The sequence below is a fragment of the Rhodococcus sp. NPDC055112 genome, assembly GCF_053607505.1.
The window spans coordinates 133735-157991 of sequence record NZ_JBSGTR010000006.1 but is presented as its reverse complement, the minus strand read 5'-3'; the positions used below and the strand labels follow the sequence as shown (position 1 = coordinate 157991).

Here is a 24257-nt window from a genome sequence, read left to right as displayed (position 1 = left end):
GCCCCGGGTCGATTGACTCGACCCGGGGCCCTTGCGCCTGACCTGCGGTTATCGTCCGTTCAGTGGGATCAGCCCTTGGCGGCGGACCGGCCCGCACGACGGCCGAAAAAGCTGCCGTCGCCGAGCGACGCACCGCTGGCATACCCGCCTGCGGACACTCCCGCGGTGCACCGGCCGGCACCGAACAGGCCGGGGATCGGCGCACCCGAAACGTGCAGCACCTCCGAGTCGACGCTGGTGCGCAGCCCGCCGAGGGTGAACCCGCCGGTGAACCCGCGCAGGTCGATCGCCGCGACCGGCGACCCGATCGGCTTGACCCACTCCGGCTTCTTGCCGAGCACCGGGTCCTCACCGTTCGCCGCATGCCGGTTGTAGACCTCGACGGTGGACTGCAGGGTGCCCGCGGGCAACCCCATCTCCGCCTCGAGCTCTTCGACCGTCTCGCAGACCCAGGTCGGTTGATGCCGCAGGAACGGGGTGGCGGTGGGGGTGGTCAACGCCTCCTCGTACGCGGCCTCGTCGATCACAAGGAACGCCTGGTTCTGGTTCTCGATCAGGGTCGCCTGCCCGACCCGGCCGGGGTAGGTGTCCTCGTTGATGAAGCGCTGCCCCCGGCCGTTGACCAGGATGCCGCGGACGAACAGCTGCGGGTCGCAGAAGAACGCCACCTCGGTCGCGTCCATGTGGGCCAGATCGGCGCCGAGGGCCTGCGCCATCTGGATGGCCTTGCCGTCGTGCTCCTCGATAGAGGCGGCCGGCCTGCCGACCAGCCGCGGCGCGTACGCCTCGACCATCCGGTCGTTGTAGGCGAAGCTGCCGGTCGCGAGCACCACGCCGCGGCGGGCCCGGACGGCGATCTCCTTGCCGTACTGCGTCGCGACGAGGCCGACCACCCGGCCCGACCCGTCGACCACCAGCGACTGCGCGCGGGTGTCGTACACCGAGCGCACCCCGAGCCCCGTCGCGGTGTCGGTGAGCGGCTTCATCAACATGTACCCGCCGCCGCGCTCGCCGCCGGACTGTTTGTCCGCCATCTGCGGCACGTGCCCGCGCGGGGCAGGCGGGATGGTCGCGGCGAACGGCGCGGCGTTCTCGCCGCCGGAGTACTGCAGACCGTCGTCACCCGGCGGTTCCCAGCCCGGCTCGCCCCAGAAGCTCGCCTTGAACGGCACGCCGCACTCGACCAGCCAGCCGTAGTGATCGACGCTGCCCTGGCAGTACGCGTCGATCTTCTCGGCATCGACGCCGGGACCGAGGGCCGCGGTCATGAATGCCTTCATGTTCTCGGCGGAATCCTCGAAGCCGCAAGCCTTCTGGAGCGGGGTGCCGCCGCCGAGATAGATGAACCCGCCTGCCATCGCGGCCGCGCCGCCCCAGCCGCCGGTGCGTTCGAGCACCAGCACGTCGGCACCCTCCTGGGCCGCGGCCACGGCCGCGGACGCACCGGCAACGCCGAATCCCGCCACCACCACATCGGCCTCGTGGTCCCACTGCTCTATCTCGTCGGCCGACCTCGGATGGACGGTCACGGTGTTGCTCGTCATTGCGGTCCTCTCGATCTGAGTCTGAATACACCTCACGCGCGGACCCGGTGCCTGTGCGCTGGTGATGCACACGAACGGTGGGACCGCGCGCGAAGTGAGGGGGGTTGTGGCTACATCGCCGCCAGGGGCTCGCTGCCGGACCAGTCGTGGCCCCAGTAGCTGTCGGCGGTGATCTCCTCCGCGGAGTAGTACTTCTCGTCTACCCGCATGCCCTCGGTTCCGAATTCGATGTCCCAGCCGCCGGGAGCGCGAACGTAGAACGAGACCATCTTGTCGTTGGTGTGCCTGCCCAGGGTCGAGGAGACCGAGAAGCCGTCCTTGACGACCCGGTCGAGCGCCTGGCCGACCGCGTCGAGGGTGTCGACCTCGACCATGATGTGCACCAGGCCGGGGGCACCGCCGTGCGGGGCGGGGCACAGCGCCAGGCTGTGGTGGCGCTCGTTGACGCCCATGAAGCGCACCCGCATCGGGCCGAACTCCGGCGGAGCCGGGATGCGGAAGGCGCCGCGCGACAGGAAGCCGAGCACCTCGGTGTAGAAGGCGAAGGCGCCGTTGATGTCCATCACCGGTAGCACCACGTGGCCGAGACCCTGTGCGCCCGTGACGAACTTGGCACCGAACGGGGTGACGATCGGGCTGTGGTCGAGGACCGCACCGTGGAAGATCTCGAGGGTGGCGCCGGTCGGATCCTGGAAGGTGATGACCTCCTCGACGCGGCGGGCGTCGGCCTCCTCCAGCGAGAGCGGCTTGACCGCGATGCCCGCGGCCTCCACGGCCTCCTGCACGCGAACCAGGGCGGCGTGGTCGCGCACCTCCCAGCCGATGGTGACGACCTCGTCGGTGTCACCCGGCACGATGACGATGCGCGCGGCGCGCTCGTCCATCCGCAGGTAGATGGCGTTCTCGTCCGGTCCGGAGCCCTCGGCGAAGCCGAGCACTTCGAAGGCGAACTTGCGCCAGCGCTCCATGTCGTTGGTCTGGACCTTGATGTAGCCCAAGCCCTTGATGTCAGTCATGTGTTGTCCTTCTTCTGTTTTCAGTGCTGTGCGGGGCCGGATCAGATCATCGACTTGAGGTTGTCGGCCGGGTCCAGGCCGAGCGAGCTCACCGCGGAGGCGTGGTAGACGGTGCTGGGCACGTGGATGGCGTGGGCCAGGCCTGCGTGCGCGTCACGCCAGTACCGCTGCAGCGGCTTGTCCATGCGCAGCGCGTTGCCGCCGGAGCGGGCGAAGATCTGGTCGACGGCACCGACCGCGCGCCAGGCGGCACGCACCTGGGTGCGACGACCGGCGGCGCGGTCCGCGAAGGAGACCTCCTTGCCGGACTCGACGATGTCCCACATCTTGTCGACGTTCGCGAGCAGTTCCTGACGGGCGGCGTTGATGTCCGCGGCGGCCTCACCGATCGCGAAGAGCACGTACGGGTCGTCCTTGACCGCGGTGCCCTGCGCCCCGACCCGGTCACGCTGGTAGTCCAGGTGCGCGGCCAGCGCGCCCTCGGCGATGCCGATGACGGCGGAGGAGATGCCGAGCGGGAACATGTTGGACCACGGCATCTTGTAGAGGGTCTCGGTCATGCCGGCGTTCTTCTGCGCGGTCCCGTTGATCACCTCATCGCCGTCCATCACCCGGTACGAGGGCACGAAGGCGTCCCGCACGATGATGTCCTTGGAGCCGGTTCCCTTGAGGCCCACGACGTTCCAGGAATCCTCGACGATCTCGTAGTCCTTGCGCGGCAGGATCATGTGCAGCATCCGCGGCGGCAGGGCCATGTTGCCGTCCTTGTCGCCCTCCATGGCGCCGAGGAAGATCCAGTCACAGTGATCGGTGCCGGAGGAGAACTGCCAGCGACCGTTGAAGATGTATCCGCCGTCGACCGGCTTGGCGATCCCGGTCGGGGCGTAGGGGGAGGCCACCCAGGTGTTGTCGTCCGCGCCCCAGATCTCCTCCTGCACCTTCGGGTCGGCGAAGGCCAGCTGCCAGGGGTGCACACCGACGATGCCGCACACCCAGCCGGTGGCCGGGTCGAGCGAGGCGGCCTTCATCACGGTCTCGGAGAAGGCACGCGGGTGCGCCTCGAAGCCGCCGTACTGCTTCGGCTGCAGCTGCTTGATCGGGCCGGCAGCCTTGAGCAGCTTCGCAGTCTCGTCGGGAAGCCGACCGATCCGCTCCGCCTCGGTCGCCTGGTCGCGGATCTGATCCGCGATCTCGATGAGATTGTCGAGTGCCTTGTTGGTCATCGTGGTGTTCCTTCTTGTCTATCGGTAGATCGTGGGCAGGTCTGGCGGATGGATCAGGCGTTGGCCTGGATGGGGACGACACCGTTGGCGAGGTTGTCGGCGACCTCCGCCTCCCAGCTCTGCACGGCGCGGTCGGTGTCGATCTCGAACTCGAAGCGCTTGGTCATGTCCTCGGTGACGTCCTCGACGTCGACGTAGAACTGCTTGTACCAGCGGCGCAGCTGGTACACCGGGCCGTCCTCCTCGGACAGCAACGGATTGTCGATGGGCGCCTTGTTCTTCCAGATCTTGACGTCCTGCTCGAAGCCCATCTCGACGCCCTCGGCGAACTGCTGCGCCATGCCCTCGGCCGCCTCGTCCGACATGCCCTTCGGCTTCTTGACCATCGCGCCGTACTGGAGCACGAAGGAGTTCTCGTCGACCGGGTAGTGGCAGTTGACGAGCACCGTCTCGATCGTCATGCCCTGGGCGTCGCTCCACAGCCAGTCGATCATGTAGGACGGGCCGAAGTACGAGGCATCCGAGCGGAGGGTGGAGTTCGGATCGTCGTAGCTGGTGCCGACCGAGATGTCGTGGCGCGGGGTGGAGCGCATGTACTGGGTGGCGACGTGGCCCTCGAAGACGTTCTTGAAGAATCGGGGGAACGAGTAGTGCACGTAGAAGAAGTGCGCCATGTCCACGACGTTGTCGACGATCTCGCGGCAGTGCGAGCCCTCGATCAGCATGGAGTTCCAGGTCAAGGCGGTCCACTCGTCGGAACCGAAGCCCTCGATCTCGGGGATCGTCACCTCATCGGTTGGCTTGCTGCCCTGCGGGTCGTGCCACACGTAGAGCTGACCGTTGCGCTCGAGCGTCGGCCAGCTGCGGGTGCGCGCGAGCGGGGGCACGCGGCGGGCGTACGGGATGCCGCTGCACTTGCCGTTGCCGCCCCAGCGCCAGTCGTGGAACGGGCAGGCGATGGAGTCGCCCTTGACGGTGCCCTGGGCGAGGTTGCCGCCCATGTGCCTGCAGTAGGCGTCGAGCACGTTGAGCTTGCCGTCCGACTCCGACTGGAACACCACCAGCGAGGTGCCGAAGGCCTTGATCTCGTGCGGCTTTCCGTCCTGGAACGACTTCAGCAGACCGATGCAGTGCCAACCGCGGGCGAACCGGGTCGGAGCCGCCGCCGCCTCGATCATCCTGACCTCGTCGGCTTCGGACTTGGATTGCAGCGCCATCGCCACCTCTTCTCTCACTCTCGAGACAAACGCGCTCGAGAAACGCACTGATGTGATGCGCCTCATACTTCGGGGCGATGGCATGCGAGTTCATGAGGCCTTCCCGCTGACCGGGACGATTTCGCCCCCGCCCAGCAAGCCGGTGCCCGGGGTCTCCCGATCAGCGGGAAGAGAATGCCGACCGCGCCGCCCGCGGACCTAACGTCGCGGTATCCGAACTGATCGAAGGAGGTGCGGATCGATGATCACCACAACCGCAGCGAGCACGGTGGGGGCGCCGTTCACCGGCGTCACCGTCGACCTGGAGCGCGGCAAGATCCTCGAGTTCGCGGAGGCCACCCGCTCCACCCACGCCGCATACCGCGACGCCGAGCGCCCGGTGGTGCCGCCGACCTACCTGTGCGGAACCGATTCGATCGCCGGCGCCCACGACGTCCCGTCGGAACGCGACTGCCGCTTCTTCGGCGCGCCGCCCCGCGCCGGTGACAAGCTGACCGTGACCGTGCGCGACGGCGAGCACGACCGGATCACCGAGTACCGCGACGCCGACGGCCGTTTGATCGCCGACGCGTGGACGCAGGGCGCGGGCGGCGACACCGCGGTGGTCGGACAGCTCGCCAACTACGCCACCGACTGGCTCGGCCCGGAGTCGGTGCGACGATTCCGCACCCGCCTGGTGACCGCGGTCGCGGCCGACGAGACGCTGTCGTGCTCGGGCGAGGTGGTGCAGGAGTACACCGCCGACGGGGAGGCGCGCGTCGACGTGGTCCTCACTGCCACCGGGCAGGGTGGACGTGTCGCGGCCCGCGCCTGGGCCACCTTCGCCCTCGCCGCCTGACCGTCGGGGCGCCGTCGGGGCGTTGTCCTGCGTTCGCGCGCTAGCCGAGCGCGCGCGGAGAACCGAGCCGGGCGGCGCCCGCCCCGATCTTGTTCAGCGCCCACTCCAGCGGACCCCGCCCTAGGTAGCGCCGCCACAGCGTCGCGAAGACCAACGGCACCACCAGGAACCAGACCGGGAGCGCCCACGAGTAGGTGAACGATTCGCTGCGCAGCAACAGCGCCAGCGCGACGATGTGCCCGGCGTAGATCGTCAGTGGCATCGATCCGAGCGCGGCCAGCGGCGTGAGAATGCGCGGGGCGATCCCCGCCGCGAGCAGGCTCAGTCCGAGGACCGCGATCGCGATCCCACCCGAGCCGACGACCTCGAACACGGTTCCGCTGTGCGGGGTGCTGGTGAGCATCCACTGCCAGGGGTCGGTGCTGACGACGCCCAGGCCCGAGGAACGGAGCATGAACGGGAGCATCTCCGCGCCCTCGCCCGGCATGACTTTGTCCAGGAACGCCACCAGGGCGTCCTTCCCGCCGAACAGGTTCAGCGCCCCCCAGGACCCGCCGAGCCCGAGCACGGCCAGCGCCGAGCCAAGAGCGGCCAGGACGGCCCCCGCTCGCTCGCGCCGCAGGCCCCAGCGGCCGATCGCCATGCCCGCCAACAGGAACGGTACCCACGTGAGCACCGGGTAGGCGCCCTGAAGCAGGATCACCGAGCCGAGGTGCCGGACCCCGTCGATCGAGGTGAGCATCTCGAACCGCGCGCTCTCACCGGCTACGTCGGGGCTCGTCATCCGTGACCGGATGGCGAACGAGAGCAGCGGACCCGCGACGGCAGTGACGGCCGCGGCGGCGGCGAGCCACCGCCAGCTCAGCCGCAGCAGCGGCAAAGCGATCAGGAACAGCACCGCGTACGTCGCGAGGATGACCAGCGCCGGGGATCCGAGCTGGGTGAGGACGAGGCCGAGGACGAACAGCGCGAGAGCGCGGGCGGCGATGGATCTGCGCGCGGCGCCCAGCCGCTCGGGCGGGCGGGTTCCGCCGGTGCTGAGCGCCAGCGACACCCCGGCCAGCACCGCGAAGAGGATGGCGGCGCGGCCGCTGAGCGCGAAGTGGGCGAACTCGCCGATCTGTTCGGCGCTGGTGGTGTGCACGGCGATCATGCCGAGCACGGCGAGGCCCCGCGCAATGTCCACGCCGACTATCCGGGGGAGTGAGCGGGGAGTGGGCGGGGCCTCGGACGGGGACAAGATCTGGGTCATCGCACGCTTTCGGTCGCCTGGTGATTGTGTCGCGATCCGAACGTATTGCGGCGACGGCCCGCTGTCGTCAGGCCTGGAACTGATCCCGGGTCCGACCTGGGTATGACCCGTGGTCGGAACCCGGGCGTTCGGTCAGCTGGCGACCATGTCCTCCGGGCCCCAGATCGCCTTCATCGTGGTGATCTTGGCGTCGTCGTCGAAGGTCATCACGTCGATGACGGAGATCTCGACCTTCTGATCACCCATGATGGTGGTGAGGGTGAAGTTGAAGGCGGCCGTGCCCGCCGCGATCTTGACGACGCCGAGCTCGGCGGTCTGCTCGAGCGGCTCGATGATGCCGTAGAACTCGCGGATCGACTCCTCGGTGGTCCGCGGGTCGGTGCCCACCGGATCCTCGACGGTGGCGCCGGGCGCGTACAGCGCCAGGACGTCGTCGACCGTGCCGCCTGCCACCGACTTCACGTAGCTCTCGATGGTGTTCAGGATGTCCTCGCGTGATGCCGCCATGCCGATACCCTTCATTAGTAGAACCTGTTCTAGTTGCGAGGGTACCGGCGAAGCCGGCGGGATTCCATGGAACGAGGGCAGGCATCGATCCGCCTCCGAGTCCGGTTCGTCCGGATTCGGTGGACCGCAGCTCACGATGTGATAACCGTGGTCCCCGAAAGCCGTTCGGGCCGCGGCAATCCGGTGTTACGGTGCCGCGCATGCCTATCCAGCACGGGGGTTTCTGGGTACGAATGTGTGTGGCCGCCTTGGCGGTCAGCGTCGCGGTCGGGGGTGGCACGTCGGTCGGCACCGCCGTCGCACAGTCCACCGGCAGCGCCGGAGGTGAGGGTTCGGTCGGCACCGGGTCGCTGACGGACGGCACCGCGTCGGACGGCACACCCTTGAACGGGACGACGCTGATCACCGGTTCTCTCGGAACCGGATCCGCCGCCGGGTCGCCGCTGGGGTCCGCGATTCCTGGCGTGGTCGGCTCGGTGATCCCGGGGCCGGATCTCGATCCCCCGCCCCTCGAGACGCTGCGCGCCGAGATGATGCCCAAGCCGATCGGGGACCCGTTCTTCGACGTGTACCCGCCCGGCCTGCCCGGCATGTCCAACGGCCAGGTCATCGAGACCCGCGACGTGACTCCCGCCGCCAGGGCGCTCCTGCGCGGGCCGGTGCGGGAGGTGCGCCAGATCAAGGTGAGAAGCACCGACTCGGCAGGCGACCCGTCGTTCGCGACCGCAACACTCGTCGTGCCTGCCACGCCCTGGCCAGGTCCCGGACCGCGACCGGTCCTGGTCAACAACGTGCCGATCAACGGGCTCGGGCGGACCTGCACCCCGGGTCACACCCTCGGGAACGGGATCACGCCGACGGAGAACTTCCTCGAGCTGCTCCGGCCCGTCACCACGAAGGCCGAGGAACGCGGCTACGCGGTGCTCATCCCCGACCACGAGGGTCCCCGGATGGCATACGCCGAACCCTTCGTCGCCGGGCACGCGATCCTCGACACCATCCGCGGCATGCGGGCCGTGTTCCCCGCCGAGTTCGGCTCCAGCAAGCTCGCCATGATGGGCTACTCCGGCGGTTCGATCGCGACGCACGGCGCGGTCAAGCTGATCGACTCGTACGCCCCCGAATTGGCAGGCGACGTCGTCGGCGCCGCGCTCGGCGGCATACCCGCCGACTTCGAGATGCTCGGACGCACCATGAACGGCAACCTCGCCGGGGGACTGTTCCTCGCGGCGGTGTTCGGGATCACGAGGGAGAACCCCGAGATCCTCCCGCTGATCAACACTCTCGGACAGCGGCTGAGCATCACGTCCATCAAGGACCAGTGCGCGAACACCCTCGCCCTCGCCGGCGTCTTCGGGATACCGGCCGAGGCGCTCGCGAATGTGAAGCAGGCGCTGGATTCACCTGTCGCACACGACATCTACACGAAAATGAAAATGGCGGATCGTAAGTCCGGCACCCCGCTGTACATCTACAGCGGCGGTCAGGAGTTCTGGGTCCCCGCACTCGGCTCACGGAACCTGTACGACGAGCAGTGCGGCTACGGCGTGCGCGCGTTGTACCGGCAGGTACCAGGCGAACACATCCTCGGCGAGCTCACCGGGAATCCCGGGGCATTCGACTGGGTCGACGCCCGGCTGCGCGGGGAACCGGCACCGACCGAGTGCTGAGGGGCTTCGCCCCTGTGCGCGGTTAGCTGGTCCCTGGACCCGCTAACCGCGCACGGGCAGCGGAGCTGCCTACTTGACGATGTTGACCATCTTGCCCGGCACCACGATCACCTTGCGGGGCGCGTTGCCCTCCAGGATGGCGACGATCTTCTCGTCGGCCAGTGCCGCGGCCTCGATGGACTTCGGGTCCGCATCGGCGGCCACGGTCAGCCGGCTGCGCAGCTTGCCGTTGACCTGGATCGGATACTCGACGGTGTCGTCGACCAGCCACTTGTCCTCGGCCAGCGGGAACGGTCCGTGCGCCAGCGAGGTCTCGTGCCCGAGTCGGGACCACAGCTCCTCGGCGAGGTGCGGGGCCAGCGGGCCGAGCATCAGCACCAGCGGCTCGACCGCCGACCGCGGCGCCCCGTTCGGGTACGCCTTGGTCAGGTGGTTGTTCAGCTCGATCAGCTTGGCCGCCGCGGTGTTGTCGCGCAGCGCGGCGTAGTCCGCGTTGACGCCGTCGATCGTCTTGTTCAGCGCGCGCAGGGTGTCGTCGGTGGGCACCGCGTCGGTGACCCGGAGCTCGCCGGTCTCCTCGTCGACGACCGTGCGCCAGACACGTTGCAGGAACCGGTGCGACCCGACGACGTCCTTGGTCGCCCACGGACGTGAGGTGTCCAGCGGCCCCATCGACATCTCGTACACGCGCAGGGTGTCCGCGCCGTACTCCTCGCAGATCTCGTCCGGCGCAACGGAATTCTTCAGGGACTTGCCCATCTTGCCGTGCTCGCGGTGGACCGGCTCGTCGCCGTGGAAGAACTTGCCGTCGCGCTCGGTGACCTCCTCCGCGGGCACGTAGACGCCCCTCGAGTCGGTGTAGGCATAGGCCTGGATGTAGCCCTGGTTGTAGAGCCGGCGGTACGGCTCGCTCGAGCTCACGTAGCCGAGGTCGAAGAGGACCTTGTGCCAGAACCGCGAGTACAGCAGGTGCAGCACCGCGTGCTCGACACCGCCGACGTACAGGTCGACGCCGCCCGGGTCGTTCGGGCCGTGCAGCTCGGGCCGCGGACCCATCCAGTACTGCTCGTTCTCCTTGGCGCAGAACTCGTCGTTGTTGGTCGGGTCGATGTAGCGCAGCTGGTACCAGGAGCTGCCCGCCCACTGCGGCATCACGTTGGTGTCGCGGTGGTAGCTCTGCAGCCCGTCGCCGAGATCGAGCTCGACGTTCACCCAGTCGGTGGCCTTCGCCAGCGGCGGGGACGGCTCGGAGTTCTCGTCGTTCGGGTCGAAGGAGACCGGCGCATAGTCCTCGACCTCCGGGAGTTCCACCGGCAGCATCGATTCCGGCAGCGGGTGCGCGACGCCGTCCGCGCCGTAGACGATCGGGAAGGGCTCGCCCCAGTACCGCTGACGGGCGAACAGCCAGTCCCGCAGCTTGTACTGGATGGTGCCCTTGCCGGTGCCGTCCGCCTCCAGTCGCGCGGTGATGGCGGCCTTGGCCTCCACGACGCCGAGGCCGTCCAGGTAGTCCGAGTTCACCAGCGGACCGTCGCCCGTGAAGGCGGCCTCGGTGACGTCGCCGCCCCCGATGACCTCGACGATGTCGAGGCCGAAGGTGGTCGCGAACTCCCAGTCGCGCTGGTCGTGCCCCGGCACCGCCATGATCGCGCCGGTGCCGTACCCGGTCAGCACGTAATCGGCGATGAAGATCGGAAGCCGGTGCCCGTTGACCGGGTTCACCGCATACTCGCCGAGGAAGACGCCTGTCTTCTCCTTGTTCTCCTGCCGCTCCAGGTCCGTCTTCGCGGCGATGGAGGCGCGGTAGGCGGCGACGGCCTCGGCCGGGCTGGCGGCGCCGCCGGTCCAGCGGGGGTCCACGTCGGCGGCGTACGAGCCCGAGGCCAGCCGATCGACCAGCTCGTGCTCGGGGGCAAGGGTGACGTAGGTGGCACCGAACAGGGTGTCGGGGCGGGTGGTGAAGACCTCGATCGCGACGTCGTCGACCGCGGGGTCCACGCCGAACCGGACCTGGGCGCCGTGGGAGCGCCCGATCCAGTTGCGCTGCATGGCCTTGACCTTGTCCGGCCAGTCCAGGAACTCGAGGTCGTCGACGAGGCGGTCCGAGTACGCGGTGATGCGCATCATCCACTGCTGCAGGTGCTTACGGAACACCGGGAAGTTGCCGCGGTCGCTGCGACCGTCCGCGGTGACCTCCTCGTTGGCCAGCACGGTGCCGAGCCCGGGGCACCAGTTGACCATCGAATCCGACCGGTAGACAAGGCGATACGAGTCGATCACCGTTCGGCGCTCACCCGCGTCGAGCGCGGTCCAGGACCGGCCGTCCGGGGCGGTGCGCGCGCCGGACTCGAATTCCGCCTCGAGCTCCGCGATGGGGCGGGCCCGCTTGAGGTCGACGTCGTACCAGGCATTGAAGATCTGCAGGAAGATCCACTGCGTCCAGTGGTAGAAGTCCACATCGGTGGTGGCCAGCGAGCGCCGCTCGTCGTGGCCGAGCCCGAGACGGCGCAGCTGCCGCTTCATGTTCTCGATGTTCGACTCGGTGGTGGTGCGCGGGTGGGTGCCCGTCTGCACCGCGTACTGCTCGGCGGGCAGGCCGAAGGCGTCGTAGCCGAGGGTGTGCAGCACGTTGTGCCCGTGCATGCGGTGGTAGCGCGCGAACACGTCGGTCGCGATGTAGCCGAGCGGGTGCCCGACGTGCAGGCCCGAGCCGGACGGGTACGGGAACATGTCCTGGACGAAGAGCTTGTCCGCGGGCAACTCCCCGGCGAGATCGCCGACCGGGTTCGGCGCGTTGAAGGTGCCGCGCTCACTCCACAGCTCCTGCCACCGCCGCTCGATCCGACCCGCGAGCTCCGCGGTGTATCGGTGCTGAGGGGTGGCGTCGTCCGCTGGCTGCTGCACTGGCTCGGTCACGTGTTTCGCTATCTACTCTGCGCTGAGCTCGGCGTCTCGGCGCTGGTTCTCGGGCATGGATTACCGCCGACCAGCCTAAGGCGTCACCCGAATAGTCCCGGTCATCGGTCCCCGCCGTACCCTGGACCCGTGGTCATCGTCGCAACCGTGCTGTTCGTAGTCGCCCTCGCCGTCGGCGTGGTGGCGGTCGCCGGGATCGCCGGCCGGCTGCCGCGTAACCGCTGGGCCGGGGTCACCACCCCCGAGGCCCTCGCCAGCGACGACGCCTTCCGCCTCGCCAACCGCATCGCAGCGCCCACCATGGCCGCGGCCGCGTTGTTGCTGGTCATCGGCGGTATCGGCGCCCTCACCTTCGGCACGGCCGGCGGACTTCTCGCCGTCGCCGTCGCCCTGGTCGCGGCCCTGGTCACCGCCGGATACGGCGGATCCATGGGAGCCCGCGCCGCCGCTGCGGCCGCCCCTGCCGGTGGCTGCGGCCACGACTGCGGCTGCGGCAGCCCCGCCGAGCCGGAGTCCGCGGAGTCCGTCGACAACGCTGCGGACGCCGCGGCCGCCGCGGATTGCGGCATGGAATCCTGCGGGTCCTGCGCCCTCAAGGGCGCCTGCCTGCCCGGCTGAACGGGTCCGCGCGCGGGCGCCTGGTTGAATCGGCGCCCATGAGCAATTCCCGGACGTTCGATCCGGCCGGCGTCCTGTTCGGCATCGGTGTGCCCGCGCTCGCGGCCACCGCCGGCCTGACGCTCACCCGGCTCTGGTCCCCGCGCCTGCCCGAGAGCATCGGCACGCACTGGTCAGGGAGTGGCCCCGACGGCTTCAGCACACCCGGGTCGCTGGCCTCGACCATGGTGATCGTGATCCTCCTCGTCGGATGCGGCGCCAGCGCGATCGCCGCCCTCGCGGGCGCCCTGCTGATGATGCGCCGCGCGATGCTGATCGTCGGCCTGACCGTGGTCGGCCTGCTGCTCACCCTGTGGATCGCGCTGCTCGCCGCGCAACTGGACCTGGCAACGGCCGTGAACGTGGCGCTGCCGATGTCGTGGATCGGGCTCGGGATCGTGGCAGGCGCCGCCGTCGGCGTCCTCGGGGCGTCGACCCTGCGCGACTATCGCGAACGATCCGCGGCGACCCTGCCGCCGGACCCGCGGCTGCCCCGCGGACCGCTGGACCTGCCGATCACCCAACGGCTCGGGCTGAGCCCCACGACCACGGCGGTCCTGCTCGGGGTCGGCACGGCGATCACCGGCGGGCTCTGCGCGCGGGCGGGCTCGTGGTGGCCGCTGGCGGTCTTCCTGCCGGTCGCCCTGCTGATGGTCGGGCTGCTGCGCTTCCGGGTGACCCTCGACGAGACGGGGCTCTGGGTGCGCAACCTGGGCATGACCGCGGTCGGGTACGGGGTCGAGGAGCTGGTCGGGGCCGACGTCGAGGAGGTGAACCCGTCCAGGGACTTCGGCGGCTGGGGGCTGCGCCTGAAGGGCCGCGGCAACTACGGCGTGGTCACCACGACCGGGCCCGCGGTGGTCTTCACGGCCGCCAACGGTCAGCGACTGACGGTCACCACGCCACGGGCCGAGGAGATGGCGGGCGCGCTGAACGCCCTCGCGGACCGGCGGCTGGCCGACCGCTGAGCGCGGGGCCGAGAACGGCTCAACTCCGGCGCAACCGACGCTCGTTGGCGAGGATCGCAGCGGTCAGCGCCGCCTCCGGCTTGGAGGCGGGCCGGGACCGGCGCATCAGCACGAAGTCGGCGTCGCCGGGGTCGGGGAGGGTGCCGTCGGCCAGCGGGACCAAACCGTCCGGCAGCAGCGACTCCGAGTGCACGATGTACCCCAGCCCGGCGAGCACGGCCGCGCGAAGGCCGAGCAGGCTGTCGGTGACGCAGGTGGTGCGCCACACCAGACCCGCCCGCTCGAGCGCCTCCATCGCGGCGCGGCGGGTGATGCTCGGCGGTGGGTAGGTGACAAGCGGCACCGGGCCCTCCACCGGTTCCGCGCCGTGGGATCCCGCCCAGACCAGGCGGTCGCGCCACACCAGTTCGCCGTGCTGCTCGCCCGGCCTGCGCATCCCGAACGCGATGTCGAGCTCGCCCGCCGCCAGCTTGGCGCCGAGATTCTCGCTGAGGCCGACAGTCAGCTCCAGGTCGATGCGCGGGTGGCTGCGCCGGAACTCGAGCAAAACCTCCGGCAGCTCGGCCGCGACCAGGTCGTCGGAGGCTCCGAAGCGCAGCACCCCGGACAGCTCCGACTCCGCGAAATAGCTCTCGGCCTGCTGCGACACGTCCAGGATGGTGCGGGCAAAGCCCAGCATCGCCGACCCGTCCGCGGTCAGTTCCAGGTTGCGGGTGTCGCGCCGGAACAGCTCCCGACCGATCGATTTCTCCAGCCGGGCGATGTGTCCGCTGACGGTGGACTGACGCAGGCCGAGCTGGTGCGCGGCGGCGGTGAACCCGCCGCAACGCTCCACGGCGAGAAAGCTGCGCAGCAGCACCGGATCGAGCATCAGCCATATCTATCACGGTTCTCGATGTGAATTATCGTTGTGATCGACTTTCGCGATATCTGAGCCGCGGATTACCGTTGCCGATGTGAAGTTCTTGAGCAGGTTCTACATCGACGGGTTCATCCTGTCGATCATCGCGGTGGCCGTGGTGGCCAGCATCTTCCCGGCATCCGGCGGCGGGCAGACGGTGCTGGACTGGGCCACCAAGATCGCGATCGCGCTGCTGTTCCTGCTCTACGGCGCCCGGCTGCACCCGCGCGAGGCGCTCGAGGGGCTCAAGCACTGGCGGCTGCACTCGGTGGTGCTGGCGTCGACCTACTTGCTGTTCCCGCTGATCGGGCTCGCGCTTCGCGTGCTGGCGCCCACGGTCCTCACCGATGAGCTCTACACCGGCGTGCTCTACATGTGCCTGGTGCCCTCGACGGTCCAGTCGTCCATCGCGTTCACCTCGATCGCGCGCGGCAACGTCGCAGGGGCGGTCGTCAGCGCCTCGTTCTCGAATCTGATCGGGGTGTTCATCACCCCGCTGCTGGTGATCCTGCTGATGAACACCACCGGCGAGGCGACCGTCGACGCGTCCTCGATCGTCGACATCGTGCTGCAGCTGCTGCTCCCGTTCGTCATCGGTCAGCTGATCCGGCCGTGGGTGACCGGCTGGCTACAACGGCACGCCGCACCGACCAAGCTCGTCGACCGCGGCTCGATCCTGCTGGTGGTGTACTCGGCGTTCAGCGCGGGCATGAACGAGCACGCGTGGAGCGGGCTCTCCGCCTGGCGGGTGCTCGCGCTGGTCGCGGTCTGCTGCGCGATCCTCGCGACGGTGCTCGGGGTGACGGCCTTCGCCGGGCGCGCGCTCGGGTTCTCGCTGCCGGACCGGATCGTGATCCTCTTCTGTGGATCCAAGAAGTCGCTCGCGACCGGGCTGCCGATGGCCTCGGTGCTCTTCGCCGGGCAGCCGGTCGGCCTGATCGTGTTGCCGCTGATGATCTTCCATCAGATCCAGCTGATCGTCTGCGCCGCGCTTGCGCAGCGGTTCGCCCGTCGCCAGGACCCGGAACCGGCGGCCTCCACGCCGGGCCGGTGAACCGCTCGGGCCTGCCTTGTCAGTTCCGGTCGACGTCGATCGGGTGGGTCGCGAGCAGCGCGAGCGGGAGCGGCTGACGGCGTAGGACGTGCGCCCAGAGATCGATCCGCGGTGGGCCGATCACGTCGGACGGCAGCGCGGACAGCACGGTCCAGTCGTCGCGCTGCAACTCCGAGTCCAGCTGCCCCATGGTCCAGCCCGAGTACCCCGCGAACACCCGCACACCCTCGATGAGCGGGCCGACGGTGTCCGGATCGGAATCGAGGTCGACCATGACCACCCGGCCGTCCACCCGGCGCACCCCGGACACCCCGTCGATGTTCGCCCCGGTACGCAGCGTGGCCAGGCACAGCGCCGAGTCCCGCTTCACCGGGCCGCCGATGAACAGCGCCCGCGGATTGGCGCACAGCTCCGTCCACTGGGGCAGCACCGCTTGCACCGCGGTCTCGCTCGGCCGGTTGATCACCACCCCCAGGCTGCCCGCGTCGTTGTGCTCGATGACGTAGACCACGGTGCGGCGGAAGGCCGGCTCGGTGAGCTCGGTCGAGGAGATCAGCAGGCTGCCCGGGCGCACGATCGGTTCGGTCGGCGCCATCCGGTCCTCGGGTTCTTCTGCGTGGTCCACCGGACAATCATCGCACCGGCGGTCGACACGCGTGCCGGGTAACGCGCGGCCCGCCGCGCCGCCTCACTCCGGCGGGGCGAGCCCGACCATCTCGTCCAGCACCGACAGGTGGTGCTCGAACAGCCCCCGCGGGTCCGCGAAGGTGTCCGCCCCGTACTGACCGAACACCTCGAAGTTCACCGCGCCGAACAGCGAGGACCAGGCGAGCACACCCCGCGCCAGGGCCTCCTCGGGCAGCTCCAGCCCCATCTCCTCGCGGATTGCCCGCAGGTTTTCCCGCAACGGTTCTCCCATTGGGATCGTCTGCGGGACAACGAGTTCGCCGGAACGACCGGCCTCGTCGAAGATCTTCACCAGCGTTCCGACGACGCGGGTACCCGGCCCGGTGGTGCGCTCGGCCGGTGCCTGGTAACCCGGCACCGGACTGCCGAACAGCAGCCCGTAGCACGCCGGCTCGGCCAGCGCCCAGTCCCGCACCGCGTGCCCGAGGGCGTGCAACCGGGCGCGCGGATCGCCTGCGGGCGCGGAACCCACGGCAGCGTCGACCGCGTCACCCAGCTCGGTGTAGCCCTCCACGACCAGCAGGGTGAGCAGTTCGTCGCGACTCTTGACGTACCGGTACACGGCAGAGGAGACCACCCCGAGGTCCCTGGCGACCGCGCGCAACGACAGCGCCGCCGCCCCATCCCTGGCCAGGTGCTCCCGGCCGATCCGGGTGATGTCGGCCAGGGTCTGCTCGCGTGCGCGTTCGCGCGGGGTACCGGTCACCGCCCCAGCCTGGCCGGTTTCGTGAGCACTGTCAACAAAAGAGAGCAGTGCTCTTGACATTCTCCCGAAGTCGGCGCACTGTTGTTTCGAGAGCAGTGCTCTCGAATATCCGGAAACCACACCCAGGAGTGATTGCGATGTCGACAGTGCAGGTAGTGACCGGCGCGGGGCCCGTCGGATGGACGGTCGCCGACCAGCTGGCGGCGCAGGGACACCGCGTCCGCGTGCTGACCAGGTCCGGCTCCGGACCCGAGCGGCCCAATGTGGAGCGGCTCCGCGTCGACGTCTCCGTGCCTGGCGCGCTCGACGCCGCGCTCGAGGGCGCCGCGGCGGTGTTCCATTGCACCCACGGCTCGGCATACTCGGCCGAGGCCTGGCGTCGCGAGCTGCCGTCCACCGAGCGAGCAGTGCTCGCCGCCGCCGGCCGGGCAGGGGCGGTCGTGGTGTTCCCGGAGAGCCTGTACTCCTACGGGCAGGTCGACGGCCCCATCACCGAGGACACCCCGCGCGAGGCCCGCGACGGCAAGCCGGGCATCCGCACCCAGCTGCTGCGCCAGCGCGAGGCATCGGACACCGCCACCGTCAGCGTGGCCGCCTCCGACTTCTTCGGGCCGCGGGTGCTGATGGCGCATGCGGGCGAACGGATGGTGCCGATCATCTTGTCGGGCAAGACCGTTCGCGTCATGGGCGGCCTCGACATCCCGCATTCGTTCACCTACGTGCCCGACCTCGCGGCGGCCATGATCGCCGCGGCCGCCGACCCCTCGCTGTGGAACTCGGTCCTGCACGCCCCGACCGGTCCCGCGATCACCCAGCGCGCCATGGTGCACGCCTACGCCGCCGCCGCGGGCGTGCCGGACCCGAAGACCGGCGTGCTGCCCGGCTGGCTGCTCCGCGGCGCCGGACTCGTGCACCGCGACAGCCGCGAACTGGCCGAGATGCTGTACCAGTTCGAGCGACCGTTCGTGCTGGACTCCGGCCGCAGCGAGCGGCTGCTGGGCCTGGCGCCGACCCCGCTGGCCGAGGCGGCCGCCGCCACCGTCGCGTGGTGGCGCACACGGGAGCTCGCGCCCGCGCCGCGATAGGGTCAGCTGGTGGTGAACTCGACGCCGGGAAGCGCGACGCCGGGCGCGCCGACGCCACCCGATCCGACCCCGACAGACCCGACGCGCGGGCACGGCGGCCTGCGCGCCGTGCTGCGCCGGTCGCCCGGACTCGGCCGACTCACCACCGTCCGTTTCGCGAGCCAGTTCGGCGACGGGCTCTTCCAGGCCGCGCTCGGCGGCGCCATCCTGTTCAATCCCGAACGGGAGACCGATCCCATCGCGATCGCCGCGGGGTTCGCGGTGCTGCTGCTGCCCTACTCGCTGGTCGGCCCCTTCGCAGGCGCCCTGCTCGACCGATGGGACCGGCGCGCTGTCCTGATGTGGGCGAACCTGCTGCGCGGCGGCCTGATCCTGGCGGCCGCGGCCGTGCTCGTGACCGGCGGACCACAGACCCCATTGCTGCTGCTCGCCCTCGCCGCGGTCGGGGTCAGCCGGTTCGTGCTGGCGGGGGTCTCGGCATCACTACCGAACGTGGTACGTCAATCCTGGCTGGTGTCAACGAATTCCGTGCTGGCGACCGCGGGGGCCGGGGTCTCCGCCGCGGGCGCGGGGACGGCCGTCGCGATCATCGGGGTGCTCGGCGAGGGGGACCGGGGCTCCGGCCTCGCGGTCGCCCTCGCCTCGGTCGGTTCCGCGCTCGGCGCGCTCGCCGCGGCCGGCTTCGCCGCGCACCGCCTCGGGCCCACCGGCGACCTCGCCGATGCGGGCCCGACCGGCCTCGACGCCGTCCGAGCGGTGCTGGCCGGCCTGCGCACCGGGGCCACCGCCGTGTGGGGCGCCCCCGGGGTCACCACCGCGATGATCGGAATCGGTGTGCACCGCATCGTGTTCGGGATCAACACGCTGATCATGGTGCTGATCCTCCGGGATCCCTCGAACACGGGTGCGCTGCCGGGCGGGTTCGCCGGATTCGGGGTCGCGGTCGGCGCCGCGGCGGTGGGGATGCTGCTCGCCGCGGGCGTCACCCCGTTTCTCATCCCGCGCATCGGCAGGTCCCCGACCGTCGTGGGCGCACTGGTGTTCGCCACCGCCGTGCAGCTGGGGGTGATCTCCGTGCTCACCCAGCCGATGCTGCTGGTCGGCGCGTTCCTGCTCGGCCTCGCCGGGCAGACGATCAAGCTCACCGGGGACGCGGCGATGCAGATCGACATCGACGACGCCCGGCGCGGGCAGGTGTTCGCGTTGCAGGACACCGTGTTCAACATGGCGTTCATCGGCGCGCTGGCCGCCGCGGCGACGGTGGTCGCCCCCGACGGGCGCTCCTCGGGACTCGTCTTCGCCGGGGCCGCGGCGTACGGGGTCGGCCTGGCCGCGGTGGCGGCGAACTCGCTGCGACGGGCACCGCGCTGAGCGCCCACCCCGCCCGCGATCAGCCGGGGCCGCCTGCGACGGTGTCCAATCGGCCGTCGCCGTCGGTGTCGGACAGCGTCACGTCCGCCGACCCGTCGTTCCGCTCGTCGACCTCGATCGCGACGTAGGGGCCGCCAGGGCCGGAACGGATCAGGGTGACGTCGACCAGCGAGTCCCCGTCGGTGTCGATCACCGCGACGTCGGGGGCGCCGTCGAGATCGAGGTCGACCTCCACCGGCCGCGCGTCCTCGCCGCCGGGCACCCTTCGGTCCACGCCCCCGGCGTCCGTCCAGCGCAGCTCGTGCCCGGTTTCGGCAGGAGGCGGCGGGACCTCGAGGTCCCAGACCCCGGCGCCCGAGGCGTCTTCGAAGTACCGGCCCTCGTCGCCCACGTCCAGCACCGAACGATCCGCGCCCCCGTCCCCGTCGCTGTCCCACATCGCGTCGTCGAACAGGCCGTCGCCGTCGAAGTCGAGGCTCACCGCATCCGCGGACCCGGTGTCGCCGAGGTCGAGGTCCGCCTCGGACACCCAGTCCCGCGGCGCCCCCTCACCGGTACCGAACGAGTACTCCACCAGTCCCATACGTGTTGGACGCGCGAGCGGCGACGCCGGTTCCGACGGGCGCTATCCCCGGCGAGCCTCGAGCGCATCCAGAATCAGGTCGAGGCCGTAGCCGAACTCGCTCGTGTGGTCGTAGCCCGGCTGCAGGGCGTGGTCGACGATCATCTCCGTGAGGTACGGCAACTCTGCCGCGGGCAGCTGCTCGAGGATGCTGCCCGCCACTTCCTCGACCTCGCCGGGCGTCGTCACCGGCAGATTCGCCTCCTGGAGGACGAACCCGCCGATGTAGCTGTCGACGAGCGAGACGGCGTGCGCGGCCATCGGCAGCGTGAATCCCGCCTCCCGGAGGACACCGAGGACGGCGTCGTGGTGGCGTAGCGTCGCCCGCCCCGGGTTGCGGCGGGAGTCCATGAGGCCGAGGGCCCAACTGTGCTGCGACAGGACAGTGCGCGCGGAGCAAGCGCGGGTACGGATCGCGTTGCGCCAGTCGTCACACTCGGCATCGGGTAGCTCGATCGCCGCGAACACCGCGTCGACCACACCGTCGAGGATCGCGTCCTTGTTCGGTACGTGGTGATACAGCGACATCGCCTCCACGCCGAGTTCCTGTGCCACCCGGCGCATCGTGATCGCCGGGGCGCCGCCGCGGTCCGCGACCCGGATCGCGGCTGCCAACACGAGATCTCGGCTGAGTGGTTGCCGTGGCGGCTGCGGTGACGGTGACACGAGGGCTCAACTCCAGGGTGCGGGAAATGTTGACAAGCTTACAGTCGTAAGTCAGCCTTACATGTGTAAGGAGACCTACCGAACGAGAGAAGGAGAGCCCGATGCCGATGCCGAGGTGGTGGGGACACGTCAACAAGCGGGTGTTCAACCCCCGCGCGATCGCAGGCGGGAAGTGGCCGGTGCTGACCCACGTGGGTCGCACCTCCGGCGCCACCTACCGCACCCCGCTCGACGCGTATCCCGTCGACGGCGGCTACCTCTTCGTTCTGGTGTACGGATCGCGCTCGGACTGGGTGCAGAACGTCCTGGCGGCCGACCGTGCGCGGCTCCGAGTCGACGGGCGGGAGGTGGAACTCGCCGCTCCACGCCTCGTCGGGGAAGCCGAGGCGTTCCGTGCCCTCTCCGACGACGTGGCGCGCCCGCCGAAGCTGCTCCGCATCACCGAGTTCCTCCGCATGGACCTGGTCGCGGGCTGAGCCGATCAGGGCAGGCCGGCGAGGAAGTCTCGCTGGGCGTCGAGGTAGCCGGGAACGAAGACGTGGCGCGGCGCGAACGTCCCGACCAGGACGCCCCACAGCTCCGATTCCTCGACGCCGGAGCGGGCGAGGGTGTGCGCCGCGTCGGGGAAGCGTGTCGCGGTCAGCCGGTCCCCGAGCAGACGCGCGTAGGCGCGCTGGGTGTCGTCGACATCGACGTTGCGGTCGTCCGCCCCGAGGACGAGCAGCACCGGGATGTCCCTGCGCCCGAGTTCCCCGAGTGCGGCCGTCGCGTCGGCGGTGTGGTTGCGCAGGACGAAGCCCCAGCGGTCGCGGTCCATGGGCTCGTCGTCCGTTGACGCCTCGAGGTACTCCTCGTAGGTGGCGCCCCGATTCAGCAACGCGCGGACCTCGTCGCTCTCGGCGATCGCGGCCTGGCGTTCTTCCTCGCCCGCACCGGCGGCATCGAGTTCGGCCAGCAGGTGGTACCGGCCCTGGTCGAGCCAGTTGACCGCCGGTGACACGGCGATGACGAAGGACACCTCCGGCCGGTCGACCGCGACCTCGGGCAGTACCCAACCGCCCTGGCTCGCTCCCCAGAGCCCGATCCGCCGCGGGTCGATCTCGGGGCGATCGAGCGCCCAGTCGATCAACGTCTCGGCCTCGACCGCTCGATCATGGAGGGACTGTTCGAGCCAATTACCCTGGGAGCCACCGACTCCGGGCTTGCTCATGGACAGCGATGCGTAGCCTGCCTCCGCCAGGGCCTCCCAGATGGGGCGGTAGAACCCCTCGCTGGTCGCCTCCACCGGCCCGTCCCCGTGCACGAAGACGACGAGTCCGACCGGCCCTTCCGCATCGCGGGGGAGGGCGAGGACGCCGCGGAGCGGGCCCGCGTCGGTCGTGATCGTCACCCCCTCCTCCCGGAGCGCATAGCTGTTGCCCGCGACGACCGCCAATACGCCGGTCAGGAGGAGGACCAGGAGCGCCGCGAGGCCGCCCACTCCCCGACGAAGCCATCGGCGCCGGGTTGATGGCGACCCGCTAGCCACGACGCCGCCATCGCGGGATGCCCGCGATGGTGATCGCGCGCAGCGCCCATTCCGCCGGACCGTACCTGCGCCCACGCAGCCACCAGCGGCTGAGCACGAGCTGGGTCGCGAAGATCACCGGCACCGCCGCGAGGACCGCGAGCGGCGGGAGCCGATCGATCAGGCCGAACCCATAGCCGGTGAACAGCACACCCAACACCAGCGACTGGAGCAGGTAGTTGGTGAGCGCGATCGTGCCCATCGGGGCCAACGCCGACTCGATCCTGCTGCCGCGGCCGGTACGGAACAGCATCACCCCGGCCACGACGTATGCCGCGGTGAGCAGCGGCGCCGTCAGCTGCCCGAGCCCGAACGCGACGACCTCGACGCCGCCGCCCGGCGCGTAGGCCGCGGCCAGCGCGTAGGCGAGCGCGCCGATCAGCCCCACCGGCAACCCGAAGACCAGGATCCGGCGCATCAGCGGCCGAAAGCGGTCCGGGTCCGCGAACGCCTGCACCCGCCCCGCCGCGAATCCGAAGAAGAACATGGCCATCGCGCTCGGTGCCTGCAGGGCCACCAGGGCCCCGATGGTCTCGGGCAGGTGCCCGGAATGGAAGCCGAGGGTCGCGGCCACGTCACCGCCGAAGGCCGCCAGCTTGACCGCCGCATCCGATGCGACGACGCCGTCGCCCCCACCGCCCGCGAGCGTCAGCAGCCCGAGAAACATCCACACCACGCCCACCGCCACCACCAGCGCGACACCGATCTGCACGGCCCGGCGGGGCGAGATGTGCCTGCACGCCAACAGGATCAGGCCGAGGATCGCGTAGGTGGACAGGATCTCGCCGTAGTAGAGGACGGCCCCGTGCACGAGGCCGATGGCCAGCAGCCCGGTCTGCCTGCGCAGCATCCGCGGGATGAAGGCCGTTCCTGCCCGCTCGGCGGCCGCCATCTGCAGCGTGAAGCTGTAGCCGAACAGGAACGAGAACAACAGGTAGAACTTGGTCTCGAAGAGCAGCGAGACCGCGAACCGGACGGCGTGATCGAGCCCGGAATCGAACGCCGGGTTCGATTCCGGCGACGCGTAGTAGGGATCGGCGAAGGCCCAGATGTTGACGGCCAGGATCCCGAGGAGCGCGAACCCGCGCAGCGCATCGACATTGCGGAGCCGGTCGGGGGCGACCGGTGCGGAAACGGTGTCGGCGCGCAGGCTCACTCTGCGCCACCCGCGAGGAGCTGGGTGACGATCCGGCGCAGGATCGGCGCCTGGGCCGCGGGATCGAAGTCCGGGTCGGCGGCCACCCTGGCGAACATGCCGTCGACGAGCGCGGCCAGCCAGGTCGCGGCGTGCTCCGGGGTGAGATCGGTGGACAGCTGACCGGCATCGCTCGCCCGTTCCACCAGCGTCGCCAGCCCGCACCGGAAGGTGTGGTCGTTCGCCTTGAACCGGGCCGCGACCTCCTCGTCGCGATGCGCGACGGCCGAGATCTCCAGCGCCAGACCGGAGTACACCGGATCGCCCGCGAGCCCGCAGACCTCGTCGAGGAGCGACAGCAGCCCGGCCAGGGGGTCGTCGGCCTGCGCGAGATCGGTCATCGCCTCGCCCGTCTGCTCGCCGTCGCGTTCGACGAGGGCGAGCAGCACGGCGTGCTTGGTGGGGAAGTAGTGGAAGAGATTGCCCGAGCTCATGCCCGCACCCGAACAGATGTCCGCCGTTCTGGTGGCGCTGTAGCCGCGCTCGGCGAAACACCGTGCCGCGGCGTCCATCAGGGCGGTCCGCTTGGCCGCCCTGGCGGCGACGTCGACTGTGCGCATCCGACCTCCTCGTTCCCGGGACGCCTAATAATACA

At 70.1% G+C, this 24257-nt stretch carries 23 protein-coding genes; 8 read left to right on the top strand and 15 right to left on the bottom strand.

The window, feature by feature from the left end; translation table 11 throughout:
* Positions 1-68: 68 nt before the first annotated feature.
* The 4 genes from ACWFRB_RS05515 to ACWFRB_RS05500 form a co-directional block, all read right to left on the bottom strand.
* Complete coding sequence (locus ACWFRB_RS05515; RefSeq protein WP_452639409.1) at positions 69-1544, bottom strand: FAD-dependent oxidoreductase; 1476 nt, start codon at positions 1542-1544, stop codon at positions 69-71.
* Between the two features lie 110 nt (positions 1545-1654).
* Positions 1655-2560: a biphenyl-2,3-diol 1,2-dioxygenase gene (gene bphC / locus ACWFRB_RS05510; RefSeq protein ID WP_452639408.1), complete on the bottom strand. Its 906-nt coding sequence runs from the start codon at positions 2558-2560 to the stop codon at positions 1655-1657.
* Positions 2561-2601: 41 nt separating this feature from the next.
* Entirely contained in the window at positions 2602-3783 is a 1182-nt protein-coding gene (locus ACWFRB_RS05505; RefSeq protein ID WP_378404489.1) for an acyl-CoA dehydrogenase family protein, read from the bottom strand.
* A 53-nt stretch (positions 3784-3836) separates the two neighbouring features.
* Entirely contained in the window at positions 3837-5000 is a 1164-nt protein-coding gene (locus ACWFRB_RS05500) for a Rieske 2Fe-2S domain-containing protein (RefSeq protein ID WP_452639407.1), read from the bottom strand.
* A 241-nt stretch (positions 5001-5241) separates the two neighbouring features.
* Here ACWFRB_RS05500 and ACWFRB_RS05495 point away from each other — a divergent pair, with 241 nt between their 5' ends.
* Positions 5242-5838 carry an FAS1-like dehydratase domain-containing protein gene (locus ACWFRB_RS05495; RefSeq protein WP_452639405.1) on the top strand — a complete coding sequence of 199 codons (597 nt, stop codon included), beginning with the start codon at positions 5242-5244 and terminating at the stop codon, positions 5836-5838.
* A gap of 40 nt (positions 5839-5878) precedes the next feature.
* Here ACWFRB_RS05495 and ACWFRB_RS05490 read toward each other — a convergent pair whose 3' ends face one another.
* Together ACWFRB_RS05490 and ACWFRB_RS05485 are read right to left on the bottom strand one after the other, a co-directional pair.
* Positions 5879-7024 carry a heparan-alpha-glucosaminide N-acetyltransferase domain-containing protein gene (locus tag ACWFRB_RS05490; RefSeq protein WP_452639404.1) on the bottom strand — a complete coding sequence of 382 codons (1146 nt, stop codon included), beginning with the start codon at positions 7022-7024 and terminating at the stop codon, positions 5879-5881.
* A 198-nt stretch (positions 7025-7222) separates the two neighbouring features.
* The gene (locus ACWFRB_RS05485; protein WP_452639403.1) at positions 7223-7597 is read right to left on the bottom strand and encodes a nuclear transport factor 2 family protein; all 375 of its coding nucleotides are present in this window, start codon (positions 7595-7597) and stop codon (positions 7223-7225) included.
* Between the two features lie 200 nt (positions 7598-7797).
* On the opposite strand from ACWFRB_RS05485, the gene ACWFRB_RS05480 reads away from it, so the two are divergent.
* A complete protein-coding gene (locus ACWFRB_RS05480) occupies positions 7798-9267 on the top strand; it encodes a lipase family protein (protein WP_452639402.1) in 1470 nt (489 codons plus the stop codon).
* Positions 9268-9336: 69 nt separating this feature from the next.
* Here the strand turns inward: ACWFRB_RS05480 and leuS are convergent, their stop codons facing one another.
* Positions 9337-12183 (bottom strand): leucine--tRNA ligase, encoded by a 2847-nt coding sequence (leuS, locus tag ACWFRB_RS05475; RefSeq protein ID WP_452639400.1) that lies wholly within the window; start codon positions 12181-12183, stop codon positions 9337-9339.
* A 129-nt stretch (positions 12184-12312) separates the two neighbouring features.
* Between leuS and ACWFRB_RS05470 the strand changes: the two genes are divergently transcribed.
* Both ACWFRB_RS05470 and ACWFRB_RS05465 read left to right on the top strand, forming a co-directional pair.
* Positions 12313-12801 carry an SdpI family protein gene (locus ACWFRB_RS05470; protein ID WP_452639399.1) on the top strand — a complete coding sequence of 163 codons (489 nt, stop codon included), beginning with the start codon at positions 12313-12315 and terminating at the stop codon, positions 12799-12801.
* 38 nt (positions 12802-12839) lie between these two features.
* Positions 12840-13808, top strand: a complete 969-nt coding sequence (locus tag ACWFRB_RS05465) for a DUF1648 domain-containing protein (RefSeq protein WP_452639397.1) — start codon at positions 12840-12842, stop codon at positions 13806-13808.
* A gap of 19 nt (positions 13809-13827) precedes the next feature.
* Here the strand turns inward: ACWFRB_RS05465 and ACWFRB_RS05460 are convergent, their stop codons facing one another.
* Positions 13828-14679, bottom strand: coding sequence for a LysR family transcriptional regulator (locus ACWFRB_RS05460; RefSeq protein WP_452639396.1), 852 nt, complete (start codon positions 14677-14679; stop codon positions 13828-13830).
* A gap of 85 nt (positions 14680-14764) precedes the next feature.
* On the opposite strand from ACWFRB_RS05460, the gene ACWFRB_RS05455 reads away from it, so the two are divergent.
* A complete protein-coding gene (locus tag ACWFRB_RS05455) occupies positions 14765-15763 on the top strand; it encodes a bile acid:sodium symporter family protein (protein WP_452639394.1) in 999 nt (332 codons plus the stop codon).
* Positions 15764-15782: 19 nt separating this feature from the next.
* Here ACWFRB_RS05455 and ACWFRB_RS05450 read toward each other — a convergent pair whose 3' ends face one another.
* Both ACWFRB_RS05450 and ACWFRB_RS05445 read right to left on the bottom strand, forming a co-directional pair.
* Positions 15783-16388, bottom strand: a complete 606-nt coding sequence (locus ACWFRB_RS05450; RefSeq protein ID WP_452639393.1) for a YqgE/AlgH family protein — start codon at positions 16386-16388, stop codon at positions 15783-15785.
* Positions 16389-16451: 63 nt separating this feature from the next.
* A complete protein-coding gene (locus ACWFRB_RS05445) occupies positions 16452-17156 on the bottom strand; it encodes a TetR/AcrR family transcriptional regulator (RefSeq protein ID WP_452639391.1) in 705 nt (234 codons plus the stop codon).
* A 137-nt stretch (positions 17157-17293) separates the two neighbouring features.
* Here ACWFRB_RS05445 and ACWFRB_RS05440 point away from each other — a divergent pair, with 137 nt between their 5' ends.
* Positions 17294-18241 carry an NAD-dependent epimerase/dehydratase family protein gene (locus ACWFRB_RS05440; RefSeq protein ID WP_452639389.1) on the top strand — a complete coding sequence of 316 codons (948 nt, stop codon included), beginning with the start codon at positions 17294-17296 and terminating at the stop codon, positions 18239-18241.
* 99 nt (positions 18242-18340) lie between these two features.
* Positions 18341-19612, top strand: coding sequence for a hypothetical protein (locus ACWFRB_RS05435; protein WP_452639417.1), 1272 nt, complete (start codon positions 18341-18343; stop codon positions 19610-19612).
* Positions 19613-19631: 19 nt separating this feature from the next.
* Here the strand turns inward: ACWFRB_RS05435 and ACWFRB_RS05430 are convergent, their stop codons facing one another.
* Positions 19632-20195, bottom strand: a complete 564-nt coding sequence (locus tag ACWFRB_RS05430) for a hypothetical protein (RefSeq protein WP_452639387.1) — start codon at positions 20193-20195, stop codon at positions 19632-19634.
* A 42-nt stretch (positions 20196-20237) separates the two neighbouring features.
* A complete protein-coding gene (locus tag ACWFRB_RS05425; protein ID WP_452639415.1) occupies positions 20238-20849 on the bottom strand; it encodes a TetR/AcrR family transcriptional regulator in 612 nt (203 codons plus the stop codon).
* A 152-nt stretch (positions 20850-21001) separates the two neighbouring features.
* On the opposite strand from ACWFRB_RS05425, the gene ACWFRB_RS05420 reads away from it, so the two are divergent.
* Positions 21002-21376 carry a nitroreductase family deazaflavin-dependent oxidoreductase gene (locus tag ACWFRB_RS05420; protein ID WP_452639385.1) on the top strand — a complete coding sequence of 125 codons (375 nt, stop codon included), beginning with the start codon at positions 21002-21004 and terminating at the stop codon, positions 21374-21376.
* A gap of 5 nt (positions 21377-21381) precedes the next feature.
* Here ACWFRB_RS05420 and ACWFRB_RS05415 read toward each other — a convergent pair whose 3' ends face one another.
* From ACWFRB_RS05415 to ACWFRB_RS05405, 3 genes are read right to left on the bottom strand one after another with little or no spacing between them, the layout of a single operon-like run.
* Positions 21382-22380: an alpha/beta hydrolase family protein gene (locus ACWFRB_RS05415; protein ID WP_452639384.1), complete on the bottom strand. Its 999-nt coding sequence runs from the start codon at positions 22378-22380 to the stop codon at positions 21382-21384.
* Positions 22381-22420: 40 nt separating this feature from the next.
* Positions 22421-23623 (bottom strand): DUF418 domain-containing protein, encoded by a 1203-nt coding sequence (locus ACWFRB_RS05410; protein WP_452639382.1) that lies wholly within the window; start codon positions 23621-23623, stop codon positions 22421-22423.
* On the bottom strand, positions 23620-24222 hold the full coding sequence (locus tag ACWFRB_RS05405; RefSeq protein ID WP_452639381.1) for a TetR/AcrR family transcriptional regulator: 603 nt from the start codon (positions 24220-24222) through the stop codon (positions 23620-23622). Before ACWFRB_RS05405 ends, ACWFRB_RS05410 begins: the two co-directional genes overlap by 4 nt.
* Between the last annotated feature and the right edge of the window lie 35 nt (positions 24223-24257).

What these genes read in the sequence shown, in the direction of transcription:
- ACWFRB_RS05515 (WP_452639409.1), bottom strand. Translation starts at nt 1,544, where the DNA reads ATGACGAGCAACACCGTGACCGTCCATCCGAGGTCGGCCGACGAGATA.
- bphC (WP_452639408.1), bottom strand. Translation starts at nt 2,560, where the DNA reads ATGACTGACATCAAGGGCTTGGGCTACATCAAGGTCCAGACCAACGAC.
- ACWFRB_RS05505 (WP_378404489.1), bottom strand. Translation starts at nt 3,783, where the DNA reads ATGACCAACAAGGCACTCGACAATCTCATCGAGATCGCGGATCAGATC.
- ACWFRB_RS05500 (WP_452639407.1), bottom strand. Translation starts at nt 5,000, where the DNA reads ATGGCGCTGCAATCCAAGTCCGAAGCCGACGAGGTCAGGATGATCGAG.
- ACWFRB_RS05495 (WP_452639405.1), top strand. Translation starts at nt 5,242, where the DNA reads ATGATCACCACAACCGCAGCGAGCACGGTGGGGGCGCCGTTCACCGGC.
- ACWFRB_RS05485 (WP_452639403.1), bottom strand. Translation starts at nt 7,597, where the DNA reads ATGGCGGCATCACGCGAGGACATCCTGAACACCATCGAGAGCTACGTG.
- ACWFRB_RS05480 (WP_452639402.1), top strand. Translation starts at nt 7,798, where the DNA reads ATGCCTATCCAGCACGGGGGTTTCTGGGTACGAATGTGTGTGGCCGCC.
- ACWFRB_RS05465 (WP_452639397.1), top strand. Translation starts at nt 12,840, where the DNA reads ATGAGCAATTCCCGGACGTTCGATCCGGCCGGCGTCCTGTTCGGCATC.
- ACWFRB_RS05460 (WP_452639396.1), bottom strand. Translation starts at nt 14,679, where the DNA reads ATGCTCGATCCGGTGCTGCTGCGCAGCTTTCTCGCCGTGGAGCGTTGC.
- ACWFRB_RS05440 (WP_452639389.1), top strand. Translation starts at nt 17,294, where the DNA reads ATGTCGACAGTGCAGGTAGTGACCGGCGCGGGGCCCGTCGGATGGACG.
- ACWFRB_RS05430 (WP_452639387.1), bottom strand. Translation starts at nt 20,195, where the DNA reads ATGGGACTGGTGGAGTACTCGTTCGGTACCGGTGAGGGGGCGCCGCGG.
- ACWFRB_RS05420 (WP_452639385.1), top strand. Translation starts at nt 21,002, where the DNA reads ATGCCGATGCCGAGGTGGTGGGGACACGTCAACAAGCGGGTGTTCAAC.
- ACWFRB_RS05405 (WP_452639381.1), bottom strand. Translation starts at nt 24,222, where the DNA reads ATGCGCACAGTCGACGTCGCCGCCAGGGCGGCCAAGCGGACCGCCCTG.